The following is a 26,212-nucleotide window of genomic DNA, read 5'->3' as shown; positions in this document are numbered from 1 at the left end:
ATCAAGCCCAGATCCTCTTTGACAGCCAAAAATCCCAATAATATTACCAGAGTGAGTTCTCCATAAGAGCCATCGCAGAGACGTTTCATCGAGCTATAGCGAGCGGTCGGCACAGTAGAAATATAGTTCATCCATTAAAGTGCGACGCGCACATCATATCGGACCACACGCCCACAGCAATCAGATCATCACTCAGATCGCGTACAAAAGTCAGCTCTCAACATGCACAGAAATTCAAAGCACGAACATCAACTATGGATTTCCGCTCATCAGATGATTTCAATCTCCACGAAAGCTGTATCTCGACGGGATGGAACTGTCTACGTATTTCTTGCAGCGCAAGTATCACGTCTACCACCAACATTACCACCCCCACTCCTCTGACAGAAAATTCTGCGATCGTACTACGGGTGCCCAATAACCCATTTTGGACAAATCTAGGGAAAACCTACGAACACGTTCTGGCGGAAGATCTAAGGAACATCCATCAGCGAACAAGACAAACGATGTTGCAGGCTCGTGAATATAATAGCCTAAAAAATAAAGAATCGGAATTACGCATGGTGACCAAGGGAAGTCCCATGGATTTTGGCGAAGAAGAATCAGCAGGACCGGAGGGCACTGAATACGCCTGCTTGACCTTGCCCGTTCATGCAGCCCGCCGCATAAAAGATGTTGATGCATTTATTACAATAAGCCGTAGGATGATGCCTCATGAAAAGTTGCACATTCACTGTAACTCGGGGCTGAGACATGTGGAAATTTTAATCACCATGCACGACATGCTGAAGAACGCAACGGCAGTATCTTTTGAAGACATCATCAATCGACAGCTAGCCTTTAATCAAAGTCACTCGCTGGCTTTTCATCAAGCCAATCACTGCGAAGAAGGCCCCGGCTTATTCAACAGTCAATTGGATTTTATAGCTCTCTTTTATGAGTACGCAAAATCCAACCCTGGAGGACAACCCTTGCCATGGTCCGAATGGCTTGGCTATCGATCCGCATGAATTTCAAATTAAACTCGCGCCAGTTGATCAGAGCATACCAGGCTTAGTAGAGAAACGAGCGAAGAGCCCGCCATACCTACGAGGCCCTGTCTCTTGAGTTCCGATCGTGCGCAAAGCGGTCAGGTAGATCAGCTGAACCTTGCCGTTTCCGCTCAGACCATTTTTAAAAAAAACTCTAGTGTGACTGACCATGAACAGCAGCCCCCATACACCTTAAGACCTGTCGAACCTTTCGTGCATCAACCGCTGCATCCAACCTAGTCAACTGAAGGTAAACATCATGAAATGTTTAAAAAATTTCCGACGCAATTTAAAGTCAACGATAAATGCTTCACTGGTGACCGCCGGTCTTTTCTCTACCGCATGCGCTTGCGCACAAACGCATGCTGCGAATCCGTTCGTCGGCGCCATTGGCTATCTAAATCCCGACTATTCGAAAGAGGTCGATTCGTCGATTGCCAAAGTGAGCGATGTGTCAACCAAGAAAAAAATGCAGGTCGTAAAGTCATACCCCACTGCGGTCTGGCTAGACTCGATTAACTCACTCTATGGTGGCTCGAGGAATGGGGGTCGCCTCAGCCTGAAAGGCCACCTGGACGCTGCGTTAGTACAGCAAAGGAAAGCAAATAAGCCAATAACGGTGAGCTTGGTCATCTATGACATCCCGGGACGCGACTGCCATGCACTGGCATCCAATGGCGAGCTACCTTTAACCCAGGCAGGACTGCAACGCTACAAAAAGGATTACATCAACGTAATCGCGTCCGTGCTTGCAAACCCGAAGTACAAGGATCTTCGCATTGTCAACATCATCGAACCTGACAGCCTGCCCAATCTCGTCACCAATCTGAGCACCCCCGCCTGCGGCCAGGCAAATTCCACCGGTATCTACAAGCAGGGTATCCAGTACGCGCTGGACAAACTGCATGCCATCGCCAATACAACCAATTACATGGATATGGGGCACTCCGGCTGGCTGGGATGGTCCAGTAACCGGACCCCAGCAATTGCGCTGTACTCAAGTATCGTCCAAGAGACCGCAGCGGGGTTTTCCAGCGTGGACGGTTTCATTACCAATACAGCCAACTATACGCCGCTGAATGAACCGAATCTGCGCAACCCTGATTTGACGATCGGCGGGCAGCCCATCAGATCAGCTAACTTTTACCAGTGGAACAACTTTTTCGACGAAACCACCTTTACAGAAGCACTGTATAGCGACTTCGTCAGCGCAGGCTGGCCCAGCAGGATCGGCTTCCTTATCGATACAAGCCGCAACGGTTGGGGTGGTGGCAGTCGTCCAACTTCTGCCAGCGGAAATGATGTCAATACGTATGTGAACTCAGGACGGGTAGATCTTCGTTTACATCGCGGCAATTGGTGCAATCAGAAAGGGGCAGGTATCGGTATCCCTCCAACTGCAGCACCAACGGCGCACATCCATGCATACGTCTGGGGCAAGGGCCCAGGTGAATCTGACGGCTCCAGCAAACTCATTCCGAATAATCAGGGAAAGGGTTTCGATAGATACTGCGACCCGACCTACACGACCCCGGATGGCACGCTGACGGGCGCGTTGCCGGAATCCCCGATTGCAGGCGCGTGGTTCCACGACCAATTCGTCGAATTGGTCAATAACGCTTACCCCGCCATCGGAAGTTCTGCCACTGCCACCGTCCATTCGGCACCCGCCAGCAAGGTAAGTGCCACGCCGCACGATTGACGCGTCTTCCGTCTTTCATGAGACTCGCCACCGCTTTGCCATAGTTTGCCGTCTAGACAATCTGAGCTGTGAACAGGTGGGTATACATCATTCGAGAAGTGGAGATGACGGCCGTTTAGGCCGTCATTTCAGCGTTTATCGACGCTGTTGTGCTGACAATTCCGTTCTGGAAGGAGCTGCAGGCAGGAGAGCGGCCACCAGACAGAAACGCTAGCGACACATTTGAACCGGCACGTGTATATCCGCACGCAGTACGTCCTCGGCCACTGTTTCCGGGTCGTCTGGATAAAGGTAATGCAGCGGCGCATCGCGTAGCGCGTAGCCGCTGTCGGGTAGCCACTGCGCGAGCACGCGGTCGAGCGCGTCTTCGATACCTGCATACGACCCTACATGACGCAGCACCGCGTGCGCGCCACCGTCGAGCTGGCGCAGGTGCAGCGGCGCCGGCGGCGACAGTGCGGCGTCGAAGGCCATGCCGCATTCGAACAGATGCAGGTGCGCCGGCACATCGCGGTGGTCGCTGAGCGGCAGGCCGATCAGCGACTGCAGCTGCTCGATCGCACCGACCCGCTCGGCCCAGGCTGCGATGCGGCCGAAACCACGGTCCAGATCGTCGAATGCGCCGCGCTGGCGTAGCACCACTACTTGCAGCGGGTCGAGCACTTGCACCATCACCTGCAACGGCGCGCCGGACAGCTGCGGCGGCATCGAGGGCACGGCCAATTGCTGCAGTTTCTGTGCGCGCAGCGACGGTGTATTGCGCAGGTTGCTCGGGCTGGCCTGCAACACGGCACGGAACGCGCGTGCCAGCGCCTGCGGGGTCTGATAGCCCACCGCCAGCGCCACCTCGGTCACCGAGCTCGCCTGCTCGCCCAACAGATGCAACGCATAACTCCAACGCAGCCGCGCGATGGTCTGCCCCAGGGTTTCGCCCGCCAGCGCGCGATAGACCCGGTGGAAATGATGCGGCGATTGCTGCGCCACCGCCGCCAGTGCGGCCAGATCCGGCAGCGGCTCGCCAGCGCGAATGCTGGCCTGCAGGTGTGCCACAACGCGCTCGACGCTGCGTTGCCGATTGAAACTGACGGAGGCTGCTGGCATGGACGATTCCTTGTTGGCGGCCCCAGCATCGCGCAGAACGGCGTGACGCGCGGTCCCGATCTTGCGCAGTGAGGGCGACGCAATCGGCTGCGCTGCAGCCAGGCGGCGCACCGCGCATTTGCCACTTCGGTGGCGAACAAGGCGCAGCGCTGCAGCGTGGAGGCGACCGCCACATCGCAGACGCCTCGGCGGTAGCCGTGCGCAGCTCGCTGCCAGCCCAACGCGGTAAGCGGGTCGTCGAGCTACCCGCGATAGCTGCGCTGGCCGATATCGCCGTGTCGCAACACGCTGATCTGCGCACTCAGCCTTCGGACACGCCGGCTTCGGCGAAGGTGGCCATGCCGTTGTGCAGTGCGCAAGCATGACGCAACAGCGGAATGGCGACGGCTGCGCCGCTGGCTTCGCCCAGGCGCAGGTCCAATTGCAGCAAGGGTTCGGCATCCAGCGCGCGCAGCAACGCGGCATGGCCGCGCTCCTGCGAGCGGTGCCCGAACAGCAGCCATTCGCGCACGCCGCCATTGAGATGGGTGGCGACCAACGCCGCGGCGGTACTGATGAAGCCATCCACCAGCACCGGAATCCCGGCCTGCGCGGCCGCGATATAGGCACCGACCAGGGCGGCAATCTCGAAACCGCCTAGCCGGCGCAACCGCTCCAGCGGCGTGGAGGCATCGGCATGCAGGGCCAGCGCGCGGGTGATCACGGTCGCCTTGTGCGCGATGCCTTCGGCATCCAGCCCGGTACCGGCGCCGGCCATGGCCTGCGGAAACTGCGACAGCAGCGCGCAGCCCAGCGCTGCGGCAGCAATGGTGTTGCCGATGCCCATTTCGCCGCCGACAAACAGCTGCGTATCGCAACTCCTTGCCTGCGCAATGCTTTCGGCGCCTGCGGCAGGTGCGTCGCGCAATTGGGTGGATGTCATCGCCGGCTGTTCGCAGATGTTGGCGCTGGACGGTGCGATCCAGGCACGGCGCACCCGCGGCAACTCGCCCGGGTCGTTGACCACGCCCAGATTCACCACTTCCAGCCGTGCGCCGAGCTCACGCGCCAGCACTGCAATGGCGGCGCCACCGCGAGCGAAATTGCGCACCATTTCGCCGGTGACCGCCTGCGGAAACGCAGACACGCCCTCGGCCGCGACGCCGTGGTCGGCGGCATACACCGCAATCCAGATCCGCTGCACGGTGGGGGATTCATTGCGCTGCCAGGCCGCCAGTTGCACGGCCAGGTGCTCCAGCCGACCCAGCGCACCAGGCGGCTTGGTCAGTTGTCCCTGCCGGGCCAGCGCCGCTGCCCGCACACGTGCATCCGGCACCGCACAGGTACCCTGGATCCAATCGATACTCACACCGCGTCTCCCTTCAGCACCATCGGCAAGCCGGCCACGACGAACACCACGCGCTCGCACTGTACCGCCAATGCCTGATGCAGCAGACCGGCCTCGTCGACAAACCGGCGCGTCGGTTCACCCAACGGCACGATGCCCTGCCCGACCGCGTTGCCGACCAGCACGATCTGCCCCGGCAACTGGGGCAAGGTGGCGAGCAAGGCATCACGCTCGCGCACGAACACGCCGGCATCCGGGTCGCCCAGCAGGCTGCTCAGCCACAGCGTGAGGCAATCCCCCAGCACGCAGCGGTCGGGCGCGGCCAGTGCCTGCAAGGCTGGCAGCCAGCGCGATGGGTTCTTCCACGCACTGCCAATGTGGCGGGCGTTGGCGGCGATAATGCGCGATGCGGGCGCGCATCTCTTCATCCAAGGGCGCGGCCGTCGTCCTGTTGCAGCAATGGCCGCGTCAACGCAGCACCCGTACCGATGCCGCAGTGGATCGCGTAGCCGCTCACCGCCGCTTCGTTCAATGCAAGCCGCCCGTCCACGCGATGCAATGGCTTGTGCGGCTGCAGTGTGGCTCCGCCCAACGGTGAGCACGGCCGGTGTGATCGCCGCGCTTACTGCGCTGCTTGATAACGCAGCGTCAGCAGATAATTGCGCCCCGGCTGCGCGTACCAGCGTGCGGTTTCGTACTGGCGATCGAACACATTGTTGGCAGTGAGCGCCACCTTCCACTCCGCATTCACTGCATAACTCACGCGCAGATCCAGCAGACCGTAACCGGCCAGGCGCTCGGTGTTGGCCAGATCGTCGAAACGCTTGCCCGAGCCGAACAGGCTGGCACCGACGCCGAACACACCGAAGCTGCGGTCCGCATCGATACGCCCGCTCTGCCGTGCGCGCCGCGGCAACCAGTTGCCTTGATTGACGCCGCCATCGGCTTCCGGCTGCAACCAGGTCAACGCGCTGCGCACGGTCCAGCCAGCCAGCTCGGTGTCGTAACCGGCTTCCACGCCGCGGATGCGCGCCCGATCGATATTGTTCGGCTGCCCGAACGGATGCGCCGCATCCACCAACGATGCGTCGTAGGCGATTAAATCGTCGATGCGGGTCTGGAACGCGCTCAGCGTCCAGGTGCCCCAGTCGTAGTTGCCGCGCAGACCGAGCTCGGCGCTCTTGGAGGTCTCCGGCCCCAGCAACGGATTGCCGAAATCGGGGTAATACAACTCGTTGAAGGTCGGTGCCTTGAACGCGGTGCCGTAGCTGGCGGTCAGGCGCAGGTGCTCGGCGAAATCCCAGCCCCACAGCAGGCTACCGGTGGTCTTGCCGCCGAACTGGCTATTGTCGTTGCGACGCAGGCTGGCCTGCAACGATTGCGTGCCGAAGCTCTGCTGCCACTGCGCGAATGCGGCGCGGTCGATGCGGCTATCGGAATTGTAATTGTCGCTGCTGGCGATGGCATCGCGCTGCCAGTCGAAGCCGAGCGTGAGCAGGCCAGCGCCGGCATCGATATCGGCCTGCAACGCGCCCTGTTTCCGCCGGGTGTCGTAGGTGGACAGATACGCACCGTCGTAATACGCATCGCTCAAATCGGAACTGCTGCCGACGCTGGCAGTGAACTTGAGCGCATCGGTGGGTGCGTAACGCACACGGCCACCGACCGCCTGCTGCACGCCCTTGGACAAGTTACCGCCGAAGGCCGAGCCGTCGTATTCGTTGCGGCTCTGCGCGCGCAAGGCATGCACGTCCGCATCCCACTGGCGATTGAAGCGCCAGCCGCCCTGCACGCTCAGCGAATCGTTGCGATAGCCATCGCGATCCGGATCGTAGTCGCTGGAACTGGTGTCCAGATAGGCGTTGATGCCATCGGTTTCGTCATGCACCGCGTTGGCCGAATACCAGCCACCGCGCTCGCTCAGATCGCCTTCGCTGCGCCCGGCTACGCCCGCGCTGTAACGACGCGCATTGTCGCTGCCCGCCGCTGCACTGAAGGTGGGCACGAAGCGGCCCTGCGGGCGGCGGGTAAAGATCTGGATGACACCGCCCAGCACTTCGGAACCATACAAACTGGAGAACGGGCCACGCACGATTTCGATGCGCTCGATCTGTTCGATCGGCAGGTCCTGCAGCGCCGCGCCGCCCGAGGTGGCCGAACCGATGCGCACGCCGTCGATCAGCACCACCACCTGGTCGGACTCGGTGCCGCGCAGGAACAGCGAGGTCGGCTTGCCGGGTCCGCCATTGTTGGCCAGCGACACGCCGGCTTCGCCACGCAGTAGATCCTGCAGCGAGTTCACCTGGCGACGCTCGATCTGCGCGCGGTCGATCACCGTGACCGGCGCCAGCGTCTGGTCCTGGGTCTGCGCGGTACGCGAAGCAGTGACCACGACCTGGTCGAGATCGATGGCCGCCTCGGCGCGGGCCACATTGGCCACACACAACGACAGGCACACGGCCAACACCGCACGGCGCGGCGAAACGGAAGAAACGGACATCGACTGCTGCTCCTGGAACCGCGCCTACCCGCGCGGGGGCAATGGGGCGGCACACAGCAACGGGCCAGGCGCCCGACGCCGCAGCGCCAGACGATCAAGGCCACGCCCACCGCGTGCCGGGTCAATTCCTCAAGGCCGGTCTCCGGGCTTGCGAGTGGAAGCTTGCGCCCCCGATGCCGCGCCTTCCCATGCGACTGCAAAGTGGCGTAATGCGGCATCTGACCTCGCCCACCGTTGCGGGGGCAGCTCCGGCATTGCAGCTCGCCAAGGCGATACGCGCACCGGATTCCCGTTTAAACCACCGGCAAACCGGCAGTCACCTCAGGGGCGCGCATGGTAGCAGGATTGGCTGGCGCCTCAGCGGCCTTTGGCGACCGGCCAAGCGCAACGCGTCGGCAAGCGCCTGGATGGTGAATCCCCAATCCCTTCTCCCGCCCGGCGAAGGTGGCGCGCAACGCCGGATGAGAGTGCGGCTACTGAGAAATATTTGGTCAACCGTACCCTCACCCCAACCCCTCTCCCAACGGAGAGGGGCTAAAGCTGTCCTTCTCCCATTGGGAGAAGGTGCCCCGAAGGGGCGGATGAGGGTACGGGGCGAAGCCTCATGCCATGTATGGAAGCAGCATGCTGGGCTGCCCATGGAATCAGCATGCCGGGCTGCCCACATGTCCGCCACCGGGCTTCATCTCGCACATACGAGTGGGCTTCGCCCCCGTACCCTCACCCCAACCCCTCTCCCGACGGGAGAGGGGCTAGCTGTCCCCGGCGGGAAAAGGGGCTTCTACCCACGCTTCATTGGCTTGTTCAAGATTCCTAGGTCATGGAAGCGACGTACCGAGTCGGCAGCGTGGCCGGGGATTGGCGGAGAGCGGCACACGGATGTGCCGCGCGGTGAGTCAGACAGGATGTCTGACCGAGCCGAGGAGCCAATACCCGGCCGCGCTGACGCCCTGACCGAAGCCAGAGACAGAGTCAGAGTCAGACAGCGTGCTTGGCGGTGCCCGGAGAACCCGTGCCCTCACCCCACCCCAGCTCAGCGCCCCGGCCCGCGCTTGCGGCGCGGGCGCTCCAAGGCGCGCGCGCCCATGGCGCGCCAGCTGTGCCTCCTCGCCCCGGAGGGAGAGGGGCGAGCCGTCCTCCGCAGGAGAAGGCCTAGCTCGTCTCTTCGCGCACTCCTGCTCAGGTAACGGCTATCGACACCTTACGCGCCCTGCAACGCCTGCTCCAGATCCGCCAGCAGATCGTCGATGTGCTCGATGCCGATCGACAGCCGCACCGTGTCTTCACTCACCCCCGCATGTTCCAACTCCGCCGGGCCCAACTGCCGATGCGTGGTTGATGCCGGATGCGTCGCCAGCGACTTCGCATCGCCGATATTCACCAGCCGCGTAAACAGCTGCAGCGCATCCAGAAACCGCGCACCTGCCGCGCGTCCACCGGGTAGGCCGAAGGTCAACACACCCGAGCCATGACCGCCCAGATACTTCTGCGCCAACGCATGCTCGGGATGATCCGGCAGCGCGGCATAGTTGACCCACGCAACCCGCGCGTGCTGCTGCAGATACGTCGCAATCGCCAGCGTGTTTGAGTTGATGCGCTCCATCCGCAACGGCAGCGTTTCGATGCCTTGCAGGATCAAAAACGCATTGAACGGCGATAGTGCCGCACCGGTATTGCGCAGCGGCACCACGCGCGCACGACCGATGTACGCAGCATCACCCAACGCTTCGGTATAGACCACGCCGTGATAGCTCACATCCGGCTCGTTGAGGCGCGGAAACCGCTGCTTGTGCGCCGCCCAGGGGAAGCGCCCGCTGTCCACGATCGCCCCGCCGATGCTGTTGCCATGGCCACCCAGATACTTGGTCAGCGAATGCACCACGATGTCGGCGCCGAACTTGATCGGCCGCAACAACGACGGCGTAGCCACCGTGTTGTCCACGATCAACGGCACGCCGTGCGCATGCGCCACCGCGGCCACGGCCTCGATATCGGTGATATTGCCGCGCGGATTGCCGATCGACTCGACGAACACGGCTTTGGTGCGCTCGTCGATCAAGCCGGCAAAGGCTTGCGGATCGCGATAATCGGCAAAGCGCGTGCTGATGCCGAACTGCGGAAACGTATGCGCGAACAGATTATAGGTGCCGCCATACAACGCACTGGAGGAGACGATGTTGTCGCCGGCCTCGGCAATGGTCTGGATCGCATACGTCACCGCCGCCTGCCCCGACGCCAGCGCCAACGCGCCGATGCCGCCTTCCAGCGCAGCCACGCGTTGCTCCAGCACATCGTTGGTCGGGTTCGTGATGCGGCTATAGATATTGCCCTGCACCTTGAGGTCGAACAGGTCCGCGCCGTGCTGGGTATCGTCGAACGCGAAGGCCACGGTCTGGTAGATCGGCACCGCCACCGCACGCGTGGTCGGGTCGGGCGCGTAGCCGCCGTGCACGGCGATGGTTTCAGGCTTCCACTGCGGATCGGTCATGGCGCGGCTCGCTCTCGGACAGAGTGCCGACCATAGCCGGGCATGCGCCTGCGATTGCAGACGAGCGGTAATGAGCTTATGCCGCCGCGTTGTGAGCGCCAACGATGCGCCGCATGCGCCATCCGCAGCATGCGAACGGGCACTGCCTGCGCAGTGCCCGTTGGTTACCTTTCAACCTTGGCTACCGATGCGGCACACAAGTCCCGCCAAACATCAGCCCTTGGTGAATGCCAGACGCCCACCCTCGACGCGCACGCGCACGGTGTCGCCGCTGAGGTAATGCCCGGACAATATCTGCTGCGCCAGCGGATTTTCCACCTGCGACTGGATCGCGCGCTTGAGCGGTCGCGCGCCATACACCGGGTCGAAACCGACATTGCCGAGCAGTTCCAGCGCGGCATCGTCCAGATCCAGCTTGAGGCCGCGCTCGGACAAGCGCTTTTCCAGCCCATGCAACTGGATGCGCGCAATCGACTTGATCTGTGCCTTGTCCAGCGGATGGAACACCACGATGTCGTCCAGCCGGTTGATGAACTCCGGGCGGAAATGCGCCTGCACCACGCCCATCACCGCCGCCTTCATCTGCGTGTAGGCCTCGGCGCTGCCGTCGCCGGACAGCTCCTGGATCTGGTGCGAGCCCAGGTTGGAGGTCATCACGATGACAGTGTTGCGGAAGTCCACCGTGCGGCCCTGGCCATCGGTGAGACGGCCATCGTCGAGCACCTGCAGCAGGATGTTGAAGACATCGGCATGCGCCTTTTCCACTTCGTCCAGCAGGATCAGCGAATACGGACGCCGACGCACAGCCTCGGTGAGATAGCCGCCTTCTTCGTAACCGACATAGCCCGGAGGCGCACCGATCAGCCGCGAGACCGAATGCTTTTCCATGAACTCGCTCATGTCGATGCGGATCATCGCTTCGGTGCTGTCGAACAGGAAGTCCGCCAGCGCCTTGCACAACTCGGTCTTGCCCACGCCGGTCGGCCCCAGGAATAGGAACGAGCCGCTCGGGCGATTGGGGTCGGACAGGCCCGCGCGCGAACGCCGCACCGCATCGGAGACCACCTTGATCGCCTCGTTCTGGCCGACCACGCGGTGATGCAGTTCGTCTTCCATGCGCAACAATTTGTCGCGCTCGCCTTCGAGCATCTTGTTGACCGGAATGCCGGTCCAGCGCGACACCACCTCGGCGATTTCCTCGGCGGTCACGCGGTCCTGCACCAGCTTGAAGTCGTGATGCTCGACCTCGTTGGCCAGCGCCATCTGCTTTTCCAGTTGCGGCAACACGCCGTACTGGATCTCGCTCATCTTGGCGTAGTCCTGGCGCCGCTGTGCGGCCTCCAGTTCCAGCTTGGCGTGCTCGATCTGCTCCTTGACCTTGGTGGTGCCCTGCAGCGCGGCCTTCTCGGATTTCCACAACTCGTTGAGGTCGTAGAACTCGCGCTCGAGCTTGTCGATATCGGTTTCCAGATCGGCCAGGCGCTGACGCGAGGCGTCGTCCTTTTCCTTCTTCAACATCTCGCGCTGGATCTTGAGCTGGATCAGGCGGCGCTCCAGGCGATCGAGTTCTTCCGGCTTGGAGTCGATCTCCATGCGGATGCGCGATGCCGCCTCGTCCATCAGGTCGATCGCCTTGTCCGGCAACTGGCGGTCGGTGATGTAGCGGTTGGACAGGGTGGCGGCGGCCACGATCGCCGGGTCGGTGATCTCCACGCCGTGATGCACCGCGTAGCGCTCCTTCAAGCCGCGCAGGATCGCGATGGTGTCTTCCACCGTCGGTTCGCCCACGAACACCTTCTGGAAACGCCGCTCCAGCGCCGCGTCTTTTTCGATGTATTTGCGGTATTCGTCCAGCGTGGTGGCGCCGATGCAATGCAGCTCGCCACGCGCCAGTGCCGGCTTGAGCATGTTGCCGGCGTCCATCGCGCCATCGGCCTTGCCTGCGCCCACCATGGTGTGCAGCTCGTCGATGAACAGGATGATCTGGCCCTCGTTCTTGGACAGATCGCTGAGCACCGCCTTCAGCCGTTCTTCGAACTCGCCGCGGAACTTGGCGCCGGCGATCAGCGCGCCCATGTCCAGCGACAGCACGCGCTTGCCGCGCAGGCCTTCGGGCACTTCGCCGTTGATGATGCGCTGGGCCAGGCCCTCGACAATCGCGGTCTTGCCCACGCCGGGCTCGCCGATCAGCACCGGGTTGTTCTTGGTGCGCCGCTGCAACACCTGAATCGTGCGGCGGATTTCTTCGTCGCGGCCGATCACCGGATCGAGCTTGCCGCTCTCCGCACGCGCGGTCAGGTCGATGGTGTATTTTTCCAGCGCCTGGCGTTGTTCCTCGGCGTTTTCCGATTGCACGGTTTCGCCGCCGCGCAGCTTGTCGATGGCGACCTCGATCTTTTTCTTATCGCCGCCGGCCGCCCGCAAGGCCACGCCCAGCGGGCTGGCATCGTCGGCCGCGGCCAGCACGAACCACTCGCTGGCGATAAAGGCATCGCCATGTTGTTGCGCCAGTTTGTCGGTCTGGTTGAGCAGGCGGTTGAGATCGTTGCCGATCGACAGGTTGCCTTCCTGCCCCGACACCTTGGGCAGCGTGTCCAGTGCCTCGCCCAGCCGCTCGCGCAGCAATGGCACGTTGACGCCGGCCTGCGACAGCAGCGGGCGCGTGCTGCCGCCACTCTGGTCTAGCAATGCGGCGAGCACGTGCACGGGTTCGATGATGTTGTGGTCGCGGCCCACGGCCAGCGACTGCGCGTCGGCCAGCGCCTGCTGGAACCGCGAGGTGAGCTTGTCCATCCGCATGGGGAAATCCTCTGAACTGGTGGCCGGTGTCTCCGGCGATACCGTGCAGATGCGGCTACTGTGCGGGGTTTCAAGGTTTAGCGGGTGCGGCAAGTGCAGATGAGAGGCGTCAGGGCCCGCTCACGCTGCTTGGTGTGGGGCTGCACGATGTTGGAGAAACGGGTTTGCTTTGCGCATTGGCATTGGCGTTGGCTTAGGCAGACTCGGGCCAACGACCAGCCTGCTAAACGATCCGCCGCAGCGGCACAGTGGCGTGCGTCGCAGCGCCCTCCCGCGCATCGACATCCTTGGCGTCCTCGGCGTTCTCCGTGGCCGCTGGTGTCGGCAGCTGCACCGTCCCCAGCAGACGCGACAACACCTGCGCCTGGATCGCCGCCAAGGCCGGTGCCCCTGGTGCGCGCGGATGCGGTACCGGCACTGGCAGATCCAGGCCAACCTGGCCGTCCTCGATCAGCACGATGCGATCGGCCAGCGCGCTCGCCTCGGCCACATCGTGGGTGACCAGCACCAAAGTGAACCCGTACTGCCGCCACAACTGCACGATCAGCTGCTGCATTTCGATGCGCGTCAATGCATCCAGCGCGCCCAGCGGTTCGTCCAGCAACAACAGCCGCGGGCGATGCACCAGTGCGCGTGCCAAGGCCACGCGCTGGCGTTGACCACCGGAGAGCGTGGCCGGCCAGTCACCGCCGCGTGTGCCCAACCCCACCGCGTCCAGCGCGGCCTGTGCCTGCGCGCGACCGGCACGGCCCAGGCCGAGCGCCACATTGTCGATCACGCGTTTCCACGGCAGCAGCCGCGCGTCCTGAAACATCAAGCGCACCGCATCGCGCTGCGCAGCCACCGGCGCGTGCCCGCTGGCGACCGTGCCGGTATCGGCCGCTTCCAGCCCGGCGATCACGCGCAGCAAGGTGCTCTTGCCGCAGCCGCTGCGCCCGACAATCGCCACGCTGGCGCCGGGTGCGATGTCCAGATCGATGCCGCGCAACACCTCGGCATCGCCATACCGCTTGCCGATACCGCGCAAGGTCAGCGGCAAGCCGGTCTCGGTCGCACTCATCGGCGCAGCTCCGCACGCTGTTGCTGCGCCGGATGCCAGCCCAACCACCAGGCTTCCAATCCGCGTGCAGCCAGATCGGCCAGCTTGCCGAGCAATGCGTACAGCAAGATGGCCACCACCACGATGTCGGTCTGCAGAAATTCGCGCGCGTTCGTCGCCAGATAGCCGATGCCGGAACTGGTGGAAATGGTTTCGGCCACGATCAGGGTCAGCCACATCAAACCCAACGCAAAGCGCAAGCCGACCAGAATCGACGGCAACGCACCCGGCAACAACACATCGACAAACAGCTGCGGGCCACGCAAACCGTAATTGCGCGCCATCTCGATCAGCGCCGGGTCCACGCTGCGGATGCCGTGATAGGTATTGAGATAGATCGGGAAGAAGGTGCCCAGCGCCACCAGAAACAGCTTGGCGCCCTCATCGATGCCGAACCACAGGATCACCAGCGGAATCAGCGCCAGATGCGGCACGTTACGCAGCATCTGCAAGGCGCTGTCGAGCAGGCGTTCGGCCACGCGCGACACACCGGTGAGCAGCCCCAGCGCAAACCCAATGCTGCCGCCGATGGCCAGGCCCACCGCCGCACGCCAGCTGCTGATCGCCAGGTGTTGCCACAACTCTCCGCTCTGTACCAGCGTCACTGCGGCACGCAGCACCGCATCCGGTGCAGGAAGAATGCGCTGCGGCAACCAACCAGCGGAGGCTGCTATCTGCCAGGCCAGCAACAAGGCCAGCGGCAACAACCAAGGCACCAGTAGATGGCCCAGACGCTGCGAGCGGGTGCTCATCGCGGCACAGTCCGGTTGTAGCGACGCATCGCAACAACAGCGCGCATGTGCACGTTTCCGGGGGCCCGGCACCCGTTCCCGTTTGCGTCCGCCTCTGGTCACGCGCATCACTTGCCCGCCGCTTGTTTGCCCGCCGGCGATGCAACGGCAACCGCTGGCGCACGCCACACCGCCGGCGCCACCAACACCCGCTTGGGCAACAAGCGCTGCGCGTAGAACAGATCGGCGGTCGCCTGCTGCGCTTTGATGACCTCGGCGCTGAGCGGCTGCACGCTGGCCGGCGGGCGATGGGCCAGCGTGCGCTCGACCACCGCAGGCGGCAGCCCGCTCACCTGCGCCAGCACGCGAATGCTGCCGGCGCGATCGCGCTCCAATAGCCCGTCGGCCTGATTGAGCTGCCCCATCACCTGCTGCACGAACGGGCCCCACGCGGTGGCATAGCGCCGCGAAGACAGAAAGAAGCCGCCGGTCAATCCCAGCCCTTCGCCGTTGGCGAGCAGGCGCGCACTGCCATCCAGCGTCAATGCCGAATACCACGGGTCCCAGATCGCCCAGGCATCCACCTGCCCGGCTGCGAAGGCTGCGCGTGCATTGGCCGGTGACAGATACAGCGGCGTGATGTCGCGCATGCTCAGGCCCGACTTGGCCAACAGCCGCAGCAACAGGTTGTGCGCACTCGACCCTTTCTGAAACGCAACCCGCTTGCCTTTGAGATCGGCCACGCGCCGCAGCGTGCTCTTGGCCGGCACCAGGATGGTCTCGGCCTTGGGCGTAGGCGGCACCCAGCCCACGTACAACAGATCGGCACCGGCGGCCTGCGCAAACAATGGCGGAATATCGCCAGCACCGCCCAGGTCGATGCTGCCCACGTTCAAGGCTTCCAGCAATTGCGGCCCGGCCGGAAACTCGATCCAGGTAATTTTGGTGCGCGGGAAGCCTTGTTCCAGCAAACGATGCTGCTTGGCCAGCACCAGGCTCGACACCGCTTTTTGATAGCCGATACGCAACTGCGCCGGCTCGGCCGCCCATGCGGGTTGCAGCCACGCAATGCTGGACAACAGCAACGCAACAAACACAAAGCGGTAGCGCATCGGAATCCTCCTCATTGCCAATCGGTGGACGGTTTTTCCCAGAGGTTGACGCCACCCTCGACCGCAAAGCGATCGATCTCGGCCAACTCGTCGGCACTGAACGCAGGCGACTGCAAGGCCGCGACGTTTTCGATCAACTGCTCCGGGCGGCTGGCACCCAGCAAGGCCGAGCTCACGCGCGGATCGCTCAATACCCAGGCCAATGCCAACTGCGCCAGACTCTGCCCGCGCCGCTGCGCGATCGCATCCAGCCCGCGTGCGCGCTGCAGGTTGTCCTCGGACAGATGTTCCGGCCGCAGCGACTGCCCGCCCGGACGATTCACCCGCGCATCGCTGGGCACGCCATTGAGGTACTTGCCGGTCAACAAGCCCTGCGCCAACGGGGTGAACGCGATCACGCCGGCACCCACCTCGTCCGTGGCATCGAACAATTCCTGCTCGGCCCAGCGATTGAACAGGTTGTAGGCCGGCTGATGGATCAGCAGTGGCACCTTCCACTCGCGCAGCAGCGCGGCGATCTCGCGCGTGCGCGCCGCCGAGTACGACGACACGCCCACGTACAAAGCCTTGCCCTGCTGTACCGCGCTGGCCAATGCGCCAGCGGTTTCTTCCAGCGGCGTGTCCGCATCGAAGCGGTGCGAGTAGAAGATATCCACGTAGTCCACGCCCAGCCGCTGCAAGCTCTGATCCAGGCTGGACAGCAGGTACTTGCGCGAACTGCCGCCCTGCCCGTACGGGCCCGGCCACATGTCCCAACCGGCCTTGGTGGAAATGATCAATTCATCGCGATACGGCTTGAAATCCTCGCGCAGCAGGCGGCCGAAGTTGATTTCCGCGCTGCCATACGGCGGGCCGTAGTTGTTGGCCAGATCGAAGTGGGTGATGCCCAGATCGAAGGCGGTACGCAGCAAGGCGCGCTGCGTGTCGATCGGCGTGCTGTCGCCGAAGTTGTGCCACAGGCCCAGCGACAGTGCCGGCAACACCAGGCCGCTGCGGCCGACACGGCGATAGGCGAGACGGTCGTAACGATCGGGATGTGCGAGATAGGTCATCAGAATGTCCGGTAGATCAGCGTGCGCTGAAGCGATTGGCGGGGCGTGCCAGCCCCAGATGATCGCGCAACGTGCGCCCTGCATAGTCACGCCGGAACAGCCCACGCCGCTGCAGCTCCGGCACCACGTGGTTGGCGACATCGGCCAGGCCGCCGGGCAGATGCGGCACCAGCACGTTGAAGCCATCGGCTGCGTCTTGCTCGAACCAGGCCTGCAACTCATCGGCAATCTGCGTCGGTGTGCCGATCAGGCTGTAATGCCCGCGCCCGCCCGCGATGCGCCGACCGAGCTGGGCAATGCTCAACTGCTCCTGCCCGGCCAACTCGGTGAACAACTGCTGGCGGCTGCGCTGCCCGGTTTCGGTGAGCGGCAACTCCGGCAACGGGCCATCGGGCGGATAGCCAGACAGATCGAAATTGCCCAACATGCGCGAGAGCAGCGCGATACCGACGTCCGGCTCCACCAGCTCCTGAAACTGCTCGAACTTTTCCTGTGCTTCGGCCTGGCTTTGCCCCACCACGACGAACACACCCGGCATCACCTTCAGTGCATCGCGCGAACGCCCGAACTGCTCCAGCCGCCCCTTGATGTCGGCATAGAACGCCTGCGCCTTGGCCAGCGACGACTGCGCGGTGAATACCACCTCGGCCGTTTCGGCCGCGAGCGCACGCCCTGGCTCGGACGAGCCGGCCTGCACCAGCACCGGATGCCCCTGCGGCGCACGCGCGATGTTGAGCGGGCCGCGCACCTGAAAATGCGCGCCGCGATGGTCCAGCACGTGCAGCCGCGCCGGATCGTAGTGCACGCCAGCGGCAGTGTCGGCGATAAAGGCATCGTCGTCCCAGCTATCCCATAGCCCTGCGACCACCTGCTGAAATTCGCGCGCCCGCGCATAGCGCTCGGCATGCACGTAATGCGCATCGCGATTGAAATTCAGCGCCTCGTCGGCGGCGTCGGAGGTGACCAGATTCCAGCCGGCACGCCCACCGGACAGATGATCCAGCGAGGCGAACTTGCGTGCCACGTGATACGGCTCGTTGTAGCTGGTGGTCATGGTGGCGATCAACCCGATGCGCTCGCTCACCACCGCCAACGCGCTGAGCAACGTGAGCGGCTCGAACAGGCTGGAGCGCGCCATCCGCGATGCCACCGGCCCACCGGCCGCAGCCAGGCTGTCGGCGACGAACACTGCATCGAACTTGGCAGCCTCGGCAATGCGCACCATCTGCCGGTAATGATCGAACACCAGCGGATCGGCACTGGCGTGCGGATGCCGCCATGCAGCCACATGATGGCCGGTGGCCATCAGAAACGCACCGAGCGAGAGCTGCCGTGCGGCGCTCATTGCAGCCCACCGTGCGTAGCGCCCGCACTGTACAAATCGATATCCAAAACCATCACACGCATGCTCAAAAATCCTTGTGCAACTGCAACCCGACATAGCGCTGATCGTCGCGCGGCACCAGCCGGAACACATTGCCGGTGGCATTGGCCAGCAGCGGTGCATACGAGCGGTCGCCGAGATTGCGGCCAAGCACTGCCACCCGCCAGCCATGCACATCGTCGGCCAGCGCGATGCTGGCATTCCAGATCGCATACGGGCCCTGGATGGTCTGCGGGGTCTGGCTGAGGTCGTACTGCACACTGTCCTGCCAGCTCACATCGCCGTTAAATTCCAGCGCCAGACTGCCGCGTAACGGCACCCGGTAACCCGCGCGCAGATTGCCTTTCCAGTCCGGCGAAAACGGCAGCGGCCTGCCATCGACATTGCAGTTGGCCGCTGCTGCGGTGGGGCAGGCAAAGCGCAGGATGCGCGCCTGCGTGTAGGCCAGCGATGCGGCCAGGCTGAGCCGCTCGGTGGGCCGATAGTCCAGATCCAGTTCCAGGCCTTGCGTGCGCACCTGACCGGCGTTGATCAAGCGTGTCACCACCTGCCCGGCCACGGTGTCGAAAAAGTTGGCCTGATAGTTGGCGTACTCGGTATGGAACAACGCGACGTTTGCACTGAGGCGATCGTCCAGGGCGCGCGCCTTCAAGCCGAGTTCCCAGGCGTTGGAGGTCTCCGGCTTCAGCGCCGGCGTATCGCGCGGCTGCATGTTGAAGAACACGTTGTAGGCCGGGCCCTTGTAGCCACGCGAATAGGTGAGGTAGCCGGTGGTCTGCGCATCGAAATCGTATTGCAGGCCGGCGCGACCCGACACGCCGTTTTCTGCGGTGCTGCCACTGCTCGCCGTGGAGGGCTGAACGCCTGTGACTGCGGCTGCGGAGCTGGAGACGCGCCGATGTTGATAGTCGAGCGTGTCGCGGGTGAAGCGCGCGCCCAGCAACGCACGCAGATCCGGGCGCCAATGCCAGGTCGCCTCGCCGAACGCCGCATACGTTTCTGCACGCGTGCCGTAATCGGCCACACCCACGTTGCTGGCGGTGGGCGTCGTCACCGTGCGGCGATAGGTTTCGTCGTTGCGCGCATGCAGGTAATACAGCCCGGCGACCGCTTCCACCGCACGGTCGCGCGGGGTCTGGATGCGCAATTCCTGCGAATACTGTGTGTAACCCAGATCGCCACGGTCGTGCGAGGACGGAAACGCCGCGCTGCGTTGCGCAGTGCGGTCACCATCCTGGAACTGTGTGTTATCCCATTGCCGCCACGCGCTGATCGAGGTCAGCAACGCCTCGCCAAGATGCTGATCCAGCTGCAGCGAGGCGCCCTTGTTGGTGTCTTCCAGATGCGTGCGGTAATCGCTGTTGATCTGCCGGTTGTCGGCGCTGGCAGTGACTGGCGCAAGCGCGGCGGCGAAGTCCGCACGCGTGCTGGCCACCACCACACCGCTGGGCGCGTCGCTGCGCGACTGCAGGTAGTCGGCGAGCAGCGTTGCGTTCAAGCTCGGGTTCGGGGTCAGATCCAGCCGCAGCCGCGCGCCGGAGCGCTGGTAACCATTGACGGTCTGGCCGTCGGCCACATTGCGCACATTGCCGCCGTATTCGGCCCACAACGCCGACGCGCTGGCCCTGAGCAGCTCCGGCACCAGCGCGCCGCCCACGCTGGCACGCACGCGGTCTTCGTCGCCGCCACCGAAGTGCGCGTAATCCACATAGCCGCCGAACACATCTGGCGCCGGTTTGCTGACGATATTGAGCACGCCGGCCGAGGCGTTCTTGCCGAACAAGGTGCCCTGCGGTCCGCGCAGGACTTCGATACGTTCGACATCGAGCAGATCCAGCGTCGCCTGGCCCGGCCGCCCCAGCACCACACCGTCGATCACCGTGGCCACGCTGGGCTCGACGCCTGGCGAGGTGGAGATGGTACCCACGCCACGCAGGAACAACGAGGTGTCCTTGTTGGAGGCACCGGTACGAAAGGTCAGGCTGGGCACCAGCGCCGGCAGGTCGGCCACGCTGTTGCGGTTCTCGCGCTCCAACGTTTCTCCCTGCACCACCGACACGGCCACCGGCACTTGCTGCAAGCTGGTTTCGCGGCGTGTGGCGGTCACCGTCACCGCGCCCAGGGTCTGCGCGGCGCGATCGGGTGTGGCCGCAGCCTCGCCCACCTCATCGGCCAGCACCGGCATACATGCCCACGCCAGACTCCACGCCAACACCTGCGGCTTAGCCAACCATCTCGTAGCAGCAAAGATCCTTGCAGGGGTCCGGTGTCGCGCGGGCATGTATGTCCTTTCGTGGCGTCGGCTGTCTTGTGGCAGCGTTAGTGACTTCGGTTGTTCGAGAGCGCCGTGCGTGCGCGGCGAACAGGGCGCAGCGCAGGCTTAGAAGGCAGTGCAATGCAATAGCGCATGCTGTTTGCAGCTGCTGCAAGCGTCAAATAACCAATGTTTAGGTGGTTATTCACTCACGCACCGCAGTGCGTGCGGGTAGCCGGCGCCAAGCCCGCTCGAAGACCACCGATGCACAACATCCAATCAAGTGGCGATAATGGCTCCATGGATGCACCCAAGCCCTGGCACCTCTACCTGCTGCTGTGTCGCAACGGCAGCTATTACGCCGGCATCACCAACGATCTGGAGCGCCGCTTCCAGGCGCATCTGCGTGGCACCGGCGCGCGCTACACACGCGCGAATCCGCCGCTGGAAGTGCTTGCCAGCCACCCGTATGCGGACCGCTCCGCCGCCTCGCGCGCAGAGTGGCAGCTCAAGCAGCAACCGCGCGCGCGCAAGCTGGCCTGGTTGCTGGCGCAGGCGCACGACGGCGCCGAGTCACAGCTCACTGACGCATCGATCACGCCCGCCTAGCCGTGTGTTTTCTACGCTGCACCGCCATCAACCGCGGAGCAGCGCATGCACTATCAGCTCTACTACTGGACCGGCCTGCAAGGCCGCGGCGAATTCGTCCGCCTCGCACTGGAAGATGCCGGCGCCGACTACACCGACGTGGCGCGCGTGGAAGGCGATGACGTGATGAATGCCTTTCTGGAAGGTCACCAAGCCGGCGCCCAGCCGTTCGCACCACCCTTCCTCAAGGCCGGCAAAACGATGGTTGCGCAGGTCGCAGCGATCCTGCATTTCATTGGGCCGCAGCTGAAGCTAGTACCGGAATCGGATGCACCGCGCATCCAGGCATTGCAATTGCAGCTGACCATTACCGACCTGGTGGCCGAAGTGCACGATACCCATCATCCGATCGCCACCGGCCTGTATTACGAAGACCAGAAAGCCGAAGCGGCCAAGCGTGCCAAGGACCTGCGCGACAACCGCCTGCCCAAGTTCCTGGGCTACTTCGAGCAGGTGCTGCAGCAGGCAGGCGGCATCCATGTACTGGGCACGCACTCGTATGTGGATCTGTCGCTGTTTCAGCTGATCAGCGGGCTGGAATACATGTTTCCCAGGCGCATGGCAACGCTGTCGACCGATCTGCCCGGCCTCAAGGCCTTGCAGCAGCGCGTGGCCAAGCGGCCGCGGATCGCCGCCTATCTCGCATCCGAGCGACGTGTGGCGTTCAATACCAACGGCATTTTTCGCCACTACCCGGAGCTGGATGCGGCGTAATCGATACGGCTGCGCCTCCTGCATCGCAACGCAACGCAAGCGGCACCGAAATCACCTGCTCCGATGCCGACGCCGGATGCATGCCCCCGCAGCATGCAAGGCCGCACTCAGTGCGGCCGCATTCTTGCGTTGATCGCAAGCCGCCTCAACGTCCCTGCAGCAATGCCGTCCGAATTCGCTGCAACTGCACCTTCACCGCAGCGGCCTGCGTCGGCCCCAGCCGCAACACTGCTTTTTGCCCAACCGACAGCGCTTCCAGCGCAGGATCGACGAAGCGATAGTGGCCGCGTTCGTCGCGCACCACCTTGATCGGTTGCGCCGGATCCGGCGTGCGTAACAGATGATCGATCACATCGATCACGCGGTCGTTGAAGTAACGATCCGGCGCGCCGAGATCGGCATATGCCTGCTGAAACAGCGGGTAGAAACGCACATAACTGCGCACCAACGCCTGCGCATCCACCTGGGTGAATGCCGCCACGTAAGGCGCATAACGCGCCGCATTGGCCTGATCGATCACAACAGCGCCAGCGGCATCGGAGACCTGCAACTCACCAGGCACCGGCTGCAGCACCGAGACACGGCGGCTGATGCTGGGCTGGGTCAGATTGTCGATCATCACCACAACACGCTCGATCAGATGCTTGCGCAGCACGATCGACAACGCGCCATCGTCCTGCACCAGGTCCAGCAATGCCTGCCAGGCAGCCGCATCGCTCTGTGCCAGCGCGGGAATCGCAGCGTCAGCTGCATCGGACGAGGGCGCCTGCACCGGATGCCGTGGCCCGGCCGGCACGGGCGGCGCGGGAGTCACAGCGGCTGCCACAGCGCTTGCGGTCTGGCTGATCGGCGCAGGCAACGCGCCCGACGGAGTGGATGACCCGCCAAACAGCCACCAGGCGGCACCGGCCACGATTGGCACCGCCAGCAGCCACGGCCAACGCGAAGACTTCGATTGCATCGTGAAACTCCTTACATCGACAACATCCATGGTGTGACCATGAGATGGCGCGGTGGTTCCATCGATTTAGTCGATCGAGGGCGCGGTGTCCTCACCAGAAAGTCTGCTGGTTGCTTTGTTGAAAGCCATGAACACCGACCATCTGCACTGGTCCTTGCCCGCCCACCGTCGCGGGACCTTACGCGGCATGGATGCCGCGTAAGAGCCTACATGGACGTACTTGCGGCGTGTCCCGCGATGGTGGGCGGGCAAGGGCCCTGCAGCGAAGCCGCAGACCGCAGGCTTCGGCTTCGGCTTATCCACATTACCTAGTCTCGGACCAGGCCGCCTGGCGTTGCCGCATCAAGCAACAACGCCAGCCATCTCATATCCGCGAAGTAAGGTGTGCCCGCCGCTCTCAGCTTGCGAAATCCAACCGCGCATTCACCCAAGCCGCCACGATGGCGGCAGCCACCTGATCGGCCTGTTTCGCAGGCAGGCGCTTCTCGCGCACCAGCCACGCCGCCGTGTCGGCCCGCACCTTCGGCAGCAACGCGCGCACGGCCTTGCGTTGCGCCGGCGGCCACTCGCTGTCTTCCCCGCTCCAGGCCGCAATCGCCTTGTCCGGATCGTCGCCGTAGCTCTTGCGCAGTGCAGGCGTCAGATACAACAACGGCGACACCGACGCGCGTAGCGCGATGATTTTCCACTCGGCGTAACTCGCGTAGCGAATGGTGCCGGCGTCCTTGCTCAACGCCTCGATCAACCCGGCAAAGCCCGCATCCAGCTGCTTCCAGCTGGCCAATGCAAACAGACCGCCCGGCGGCTTGCAGATCGGCGCGAACCCGTCGCGTGTCGACCCATACAGCGAGCCGAACGCGTCGTATGCCGGCTCACCCACCGCAGCGAAGATGAAGCAGTGCACGTAAGGACGCTGATCGCTGTCGTCGCGCTCGATCCACAAACGTAGCAACGTCAAAACGCGTTCCGGTGCCTGCATGGCAGGCATGCCATCCACATCGTCGAGCAACGAGGCCGCAAACGTGTCGACCTTGCGCAATGCCTTACGCGCACTCTCGAACCGCGCATTAGCCAGCGCCGCATCCACCCCCGCCGCAGGCACGAACTGATGCAAGTAAGCCAGCCACGCCGAGGCCAGCGGCGTGTCGTAGCCCTGCAACTGGCGCGCAGCGTCGGCAGGCGCCGTGGAAATGCTGGCAATGATGCGATCCAGTGCCTGTTGCTGTGCAGTCAGCGCCTTGGCCAGCACATCGGCTCTGGCTTTCAATGAGCGCTGCAGGCAGTCGTCCAGCTTGGTGTCCTGCGCGCAGGCATTGCGCTGCCGCAGCCACGCCCGTTGCTGATCGCGCACGCTCGCCACCGAACTACGCGGCGTGGTCTCCACCAGCGCCCGATAGGACTCGTCCAACTGATCGTCCAGATCACCGAGCGCCGGCACCGCACACAGCCGTTTTTCGACCGCAGTGCTTACCTGCTTGCAATCGAACGAGGCCGCCCAGGCACCGCTTGCACCGAGCAACAGGGCGCCACCAACCACTATCCGCACCGCGGCCGAGCGATAGTTCATTGCAACGCCTCCTTGCGTGCAGGCAGCAACGACAGCAGCAGCAAGGTCAACGCCAGCGCGACATAGGCACCGACGAACTGCCAGCTGATCACCCGCGCCAACCCTTGCAGCGACCACGGCAGATAGATGCCGCCGCGCGGGTCCACCGAATGGATCAGACCGAACAGCGTTAGGCCAGCGGCCACCAGCAGAAACACCGCACCGCGTCGCAGCCGGCCATCGATCATCGCCGCTACCGCAGCAATCCACAGCATCGCGGTGATGATGAAACCATTGCCTAGCGCGAAGATCACCGCCAGCTCCGGCAAGCCGTGACCATCGAGCTTGGTGGTCAGCGCAATCAATTGCTCCGGCGGGATCCAGCCAGGCGCCTTGATGGTCAGCAAGTAAGCGACCGAAGGCAGAAAGCCCAACACCATCGCGCCCGCGTGATGCTTGGGCGTGGCCTGAAACGCCTGCGTTGTGATGTCGATCGACACGTACACGATGATCGGTGCCAGCACCGCCAGCGGCACCCATTGCACCAGCCCGCTGATCACACCCAACATGCCGCCGATGCCGACGAACAACCCGGTCAGCAGCGTATAGCCCGAACGCGCGCCCATATGCTTGTACGCCGGCTGGCCGATGTACGGCGTGGTCTGCGCCACGCCGCCGCAGACGCCTGCGACCAACGTGGCGAAGGCTTCCACCAGCAGAATGTCGCGGGTGCGGTAGTCATCGCCCGCCGCGCGTGCGCTCTCGCTGACATTGATGCCACCCACCACCATCAACAGACCGAACGGCAGCAGCAACGGCAGGTACGCCACCGTGGCCGACAGGCCTTCGATGAAACCCAGGTTCGGCAGCGGCAACACGATCTTCGGCGTCGCCCAGTCCGGCACTGCAAAACCCGGCGCACCGAGTCCGGCCAGTCCCAGCCCGTAATACAACGCGGTGCCGATGACGAAGGCGACCAGCACACCCGGCAACTTGGTCGGCAACCGGCCCTTGGCCAGCAGCACGTACAACAGCAGACCCAAGGTAACGAAGCCGGCCACCGGCGAACGCAAGGTTTCCAGCAGCGGCAGCAAGCCCATCAGCACCAACGCGATGCCGGCGATCGAACCCAGCAAGGCCGCACGCGGCAGCGCGCGCGTGACCGCCTCGCCAGCAAACGACAGCACCAGCTTGAGCAGGCCCATCACCACCAGCGAGGCCATGCCGAGTTTCCAGGTGGCAATGGCGGCCGCCTGCGGGTCCAACCCCTGCGCCTTGAAGCCGACGAACGCCGGGCCGAGCACCAGCAGCGCCATGCCGATGCTGGTGGGCGCATCCAGGCCCAGCGGCATCGCGGTGACGTCGTCGCGCCCGCTGCGTGCGGCCAGCCGCCGCGCCATCAAGGTGTAGAGCAAATTGCCAACCAGCACGCCGAACGCGGTGCCAGGAAACATGCGTTCGAATATCACGTCAGCGGGAAACTGAAATATCCCGATGAGCGCCATCGCGATGAAGCCGAGGATGGACAGATTGTCGACGACCAGGCCGAAGAAGCCATTGAGGTCGCCGGCGACGAACCAGCGCGGCGATGCCGCAGTACGCGAGGAAGAGGCCGACATGGGAGCCAGGAAGCGTGGGGATCGGCCGATGGTAGCCGCTGCCCCGCATGCGCGACAGCGGCGCGATGGATCAGAGCGTGTCGTTGCGCTGGTCGATGCAAGGGCGCGCCCGTCCGGCGCTTGCCGGCACGCTGACGCCCACAG

18 protein-coding genes, 3 pseudogenes and 1 riboswitch are annotated in these 26,212 nt (G+C 63.7%); of the genes and pseudogenes, 4 read left to right on the top strand and 17 right to left on the bottom strand.

The genetic code is table 11. The features are described 5' to 3' along the window. Positions 1 to 254: 254 nt before the first annotated feature. Both NDY25_RS17005 and NDY25_RS17000 read left to right on the top strand, forming a co-directional pair. Positions 255 to 1,010: a protein-tyrosine phosphatase family protein gene (locus NDY25_RS17005; RefSeq protein WP_233366551.1), complete on the top strand. Its 756-nt coding sequence runs from the start codon at positions 255 to 257 to the stop codon at positions 1,008 to 1,010. Between the two features lie 280 nt (positions 1,011 to 1,290). Beyond that, positions 1,291 to 2,712, top strand: a pseudogene (locus NDY25_RS17000) (glycoside hydrolase family 6 protein); the annotation flags it as partial. 231 nt (positions 2,713 to 2,943) lie between these two features. On the opposite strand, the gene NDY25_RS16995 reads toward NDY25_RS17000, so the two are convergent. The 14 genes and pseudogenes from NDY25_RS16995 to NDY25_RS16930 form a co-directional block, all read right to left on the bottom strand. Beyond that, a complete protein-coding gene (locus NDY25_RS16995; RefSeq protein WP_256627588.1) occupies positions 2,944 to 3,834 on the bottom strand; it encodes an AraC family transcriptional regulator in 891 nt (296 codons plus the stop codon). A gap of 59 nt (positions 3,835 to 3,893) precedes the next feature. After that, positions 3,894 to 4,139 (bottom strand): annotated as a pseudogene (locus NDY25_RS16990) (histidine phosphatase family protein); the annotation flags it as partial. Beyond that, positions 4,136 to 5,182, bottom strand: coding sequence for a nicotinate-nucleotide--dimethylbenzimidazole phosphoribosyltransferase (cobT, locus tag NDY25_RS16985; RefSeq protein ID WP_256627587.1), 1,047 nt, complete (start codon positions 5,180 to 5,182; stop codon positions 4,136 to 4,138). The pseudogene NDY25_RS16990 and the gene cobT, both read right to left, overlap by 4 nt. Continuing rightward, positions 5,179 to 5,605: pseudogene (locus tag NDY25_RS16980) on the bottom strand (bifunctional adenosylcobinamide kinase/adenosylcobinamide-phosphate guanylyltransferase); the annotation flags it as partial. The pseudogene NDY25_RS16980 and the gene cobT, both read right to left, overlap by 4 nt. Next, positions 5,586 to 5,753: a hypothetical protein gene (locus tag NDY25_RS16975; RefSeq protein WP_256628026.1), complete on the bottom strand. Its 168-nt coding sequence runs from the start codon at positions 5,751 to 5,753 to the stop codon at positions 5,586 to 5,588. The gene NDY25_RS16975 and the pseudogene NDY25_RS16980, both read right to left, overlap by 20 nt. Positions 5,754 to 5,783: 30 nt before the next feature. After that, positions 5,784 to 7,661, bottom strand: coding sequence for a TonB-dependent vitamin B12 receptor (gene btuB / locus NDY25_RS16970; RefSeq protein WP_168958984.1), 1,878 nt, complete (start codon positions 7,659 to 7,661; stop codon positions 5,784 to 5,786). Positions 7,662 to 7,777: 116 nt separating this feature from the next. Then, a riboswitch (cobalamin riboswitch) is annotated at positions 7,778 to 8,000 on the bottom strand. Between the two features lie 862 nt (positions 8,001 to 8,862). Next, positions 8,863 to 10,149, bottom strand: a complete 1,287-nt coding sequence (locus NDY25_RS16965; protein ID WP_256627586.1) for an O-acetylhomoserine aminocarboxypropyltransferase/cysteine synthase family protein — start codon at positions 10,147 to 10,149, stop codon at positions 8,863 to 8,865. 213 nt (positions 10,150 to 10,362) lie between these two features. Further along, positions 10,363 to 12,948 (bottom strand): ATP-dependent chaperone ClpB, encoded by a 2,586-nt coding sequence (gene clpB / locus NDY25_RS16960; protein WP_046932802.1) that lies wholly within the window; start codon positions 12,946 to 12,948, stop codon positions 10,363 to 10,365. 223 nt (positions 12,949 to 13,171) lie between these two features. Further along, a complete protein-coding gene (locus NDY25_RS16955; RefSeq protein WP_233366549.1) occupies positions 13,172 to 14,008 on the bottom strand; it encodes an ATP-binding cassette domain-containing protein in 837 nt (278 codons plus the stop codon). Beyond that, positions 14,005 to 14,799, bottom strand: a complete 795-nt coding sequence (gene ssuC / locus NDY25_RS16950) for an aliphatic sulfonate ABC transporter permease SsuC (RefSeq protein WP_168958982.1) — start codon at positions 14,797 to 14,799, stop codon at positions 14,005 to 14,007. The genes NDY25_RS16955 and ssuC overlap by 4 nt, the downstream gene beginning before the upstream one ends. Positions 14,800 to 14,906: 107 nt before the next feature. Beyond that, complete coding sequence (locus NDY25_RS16945; RefSeq protein WP_256627585.1) at positions 14,907 to 15,890, bottom strand: aliphatic sulfonate ABC transporter substrate-binding protein; 984 nt, start codon at positions 15,888 to 15,890, stop codon at positions 14,907 to 14,909. A gap of 11 nt (positions 15,891 to 15,901) precedes the next feature. Next, a complete protein-coding gene (gene mgrA, locus NDY25_RS16940) occupies positions 15,902 to 16,942 on the bottom strand; it encodes an L-glyceraldehyde 3-phosphate reductase (protein WP_168958980.1) in 1,041 nt (346 codons plus the stop codon). A gap of 16 nt (positions 16,943 to 16,958) precedes the next feature. After that, positions 16,959 to 18,287: an LLM class flavin-dependent oxidoreductase gene (locus tag NDY25_RS16935; RefSeq protein WP_168958979.1), complete on the bottom strand. Its 1,329-nt coding sequence runs from the start codon at positions 18,285 to 18,287 to the stop codon at positions 16,959 to 16,961. A 64-nt stretch (positions 18,288 to 18,351) separates the two neighbouring features. Beyond that, entirely contained in the window at positions 18,352 to 20,511 is a 2,160-nt protein-coding gene (locus tag NDY25_RS16930; protein WP_168959002.1) for a TonB-dependent receptor, read from the bottom strand. A gap of 369 nt (positions 20,512 to 20,880) precedes the next feature. Between NDY25_RS16930 and NDY25_RS16925 the strand changes: the two genes are divergently transcribed. Then, positions 20,881 to 21,189: a GIY-YIG nuclease family protein gene (locus tag NDY25_RS16925; protein ID WP_168958978.1), complete on the top strand. Its 309-nt coding sequence runs from the start codon at positions 20,881 to 20,883 to the stop codon at positions 21,187 to 21,189. A 45-nt stretch (positions 21,190 to 21,234) separates the two neighbouring features. Next, a complete protein-coding gene (locus NDY25_RS16920; RefSeq protein ID WP_168958977.1) occupies positions 21,235 to 21,942 on the top strand; it encodes a glutathione S-transferase in 708 nt (235 codons plus the stop codon). Between the two features lie 145 nt (positions 21,943 to 22,087). Here NDY25_RS16920 and NDY25_RS16915 read toward each other — a convergent pair whose 3' ends face one another. The 3 genes from NDY25_RS16915 to NDY25_RS16905 all read right to left on the bottom strand — a co-directional run bounded on the left by NDY25_RS16915 (position 22,088) and on the right by NDY25_RS16905 (position 26,068). Beyond that, on the bottom strand, positions 22,088 to 22,903 hold the full coding sequence (locus tag NDY25_RS16915) for a DUF3014 domain-containing protein (protein WP_168958976.1): 816 nt from the start codon (positions 22,901 to 22,903) through the stop codon (positions 22,088 to 22,090). Positions 22,904 to 23,300: 397 nt separating this feature from the next. After that, entirely contained in the window at positions 23,301 to 24,470 is a 1,170-nt protein-coding gene (locus NDY25_RS16910) for a lysozyme inhibitor LprI family protein (RefSeq protein ID WP_168958975.1), read from the bottom strand. Then, the gene (locus NDY25_RS16905; RefSeq protein ID WP_168958974.1) at positions 24,467 to 26,068 is read right to left on the bottom strand and encodes a SulP family inorganic anion transporter; all 1,602 of its coding nucleotides are present in this window, start codon (positions 26,066 to 26,068) and stop codon (positions 24,467 to 24,469) included. Before NDY25_RS16905 ends, NDY25_RS16910 begins: the two co-directional genes overlap by 4 nt. Positions 26,069 to 26,212 lie beyond the last annotated feature (144 nt).

The organism is Xanthomonas hortorum pv. pelargonii, from assembly GCF_024499015.1.
Taxonomy (GTDB): domain Bacteria; phylum Pseudomonadota; class Gammaproteobacteria; order Xanthomonadales; family Xanthomonadaceae; genus Xanthomonas; species Xanthomonas hortorum_B.
The sequence above is the reverse complement of the archived record's forward strand: the minus strand, read 5'-3'. Positions and strand labels throughout refer to the sequence as shown.

Coding starts and splice junctions, on each gene's coding strand:
- btuB (WP_168958984.1), bottom strand. CDS start 7,661: ATGTCCGTTTCTTCCGTTTCGCCGCGCCGTGCGGTGTTGGCCGTGTGC.
- NDY25_RS16925 (WP_168958978.1), top strand. CDS start 20,881: ATGGATGCACCCAAGCCCTGGCACCTCTACCTGCTGCTGTGTCGCAAC.
- NDY25_RS16935 (WP_168958979.1), bottom strand. CDS start 18,287: ATGAGCGCCGCACGGCAGCTCTCGCTCGGTGCGTTTCTGATGGCCACC.
- ssuC (WP_168958982.1), bottom strand. CDS start 14,799: ATGAGCACCCGCTCGCAGCGTCTGGGCCATCTACTGGTGCCTTGGTTG.
- NDY25_RS16955 (WP_233366549.1), bottom strand. CDS start 14,008: ATGAGTGCGACCGAGACCGGCTTGCCGCTGACCTTGCGCGGTATCGGC.
- NDY25_RS16920 (WP_168958977.1), top strand. CDS start 21,235: ATGCACTATCAGCTCTACTACTGGACCGGCCTGCAAGGCCGCGGCGAA.
- NDY25_RS16910 (WP_168958975.1), bottom strand. CDS start 24,470: ATGAACTATCGCTCGGCCGCGGTGCGGATAGTGGTTGGTGGCGCCCTG.
- NDY25_RS16905 (WP_168958974.1), bottom strand. CDS start 26,068: ATGTCGGCCTCTTCCTCGCGTACTGCGGCATCGCCGCGCTGGTTCGTC.
- NDY25_RS16995 (WP_256627588.1), bottom strand. CDS start 3,834: ATGCCAGCAGCCTCCGTCAGTTTCAATCGGCAACGCAGCGTCGAGCGC.
- NDY25_RS16930 (WP_168959002.1), bottom strand. CDS start 20,511: ATGCCGGTGCTGGCCGATGAGGTGGGCGAGGCTGCGGCCACACCCGAT.
- clpB (WP_046932802.1), bottom strand. CDS start 12,948: ATGCGGATGGACAAGCTCACCTCGCGGTTCCAGCAGGCGCTGGCCGAC.
- NDY25_RS16915 (WP_168958976.1), bottom strand. CDS start 22,903: ATGCAATCGAAGTCTTCGCGTTGGCCGTGGCTGCTGGCGGTGCCAATC.
- NDY25_RS16965 (WP_256627586.1), bottom strand. CDS start 10,149: ATGACCGATCCGCAGTGGAAGCCTGAAACCATCGCCGTGCACGGCGGC.
- NDY25_RS16945 (WP_256627585.1), bottom strand. CDS start 15,890: ATGCGCTACCGCTTTGTGTTTGTTGCGTTGCTGTTGTCCAGCATTGCG.
- NDY25_RS17005 (WP_233366551.1), top strand. CDS start 255: ATGGATTTCCGCTCATCAGATGATTTCAATCTCCACGAAAGCTGTATC.
- mgrA (WP_168958980.1), bottom strand. CDS start 16,942: ATGACCTATCTCGCACATCCCGATCGTTACGACCGTCTCGCCTATCGC.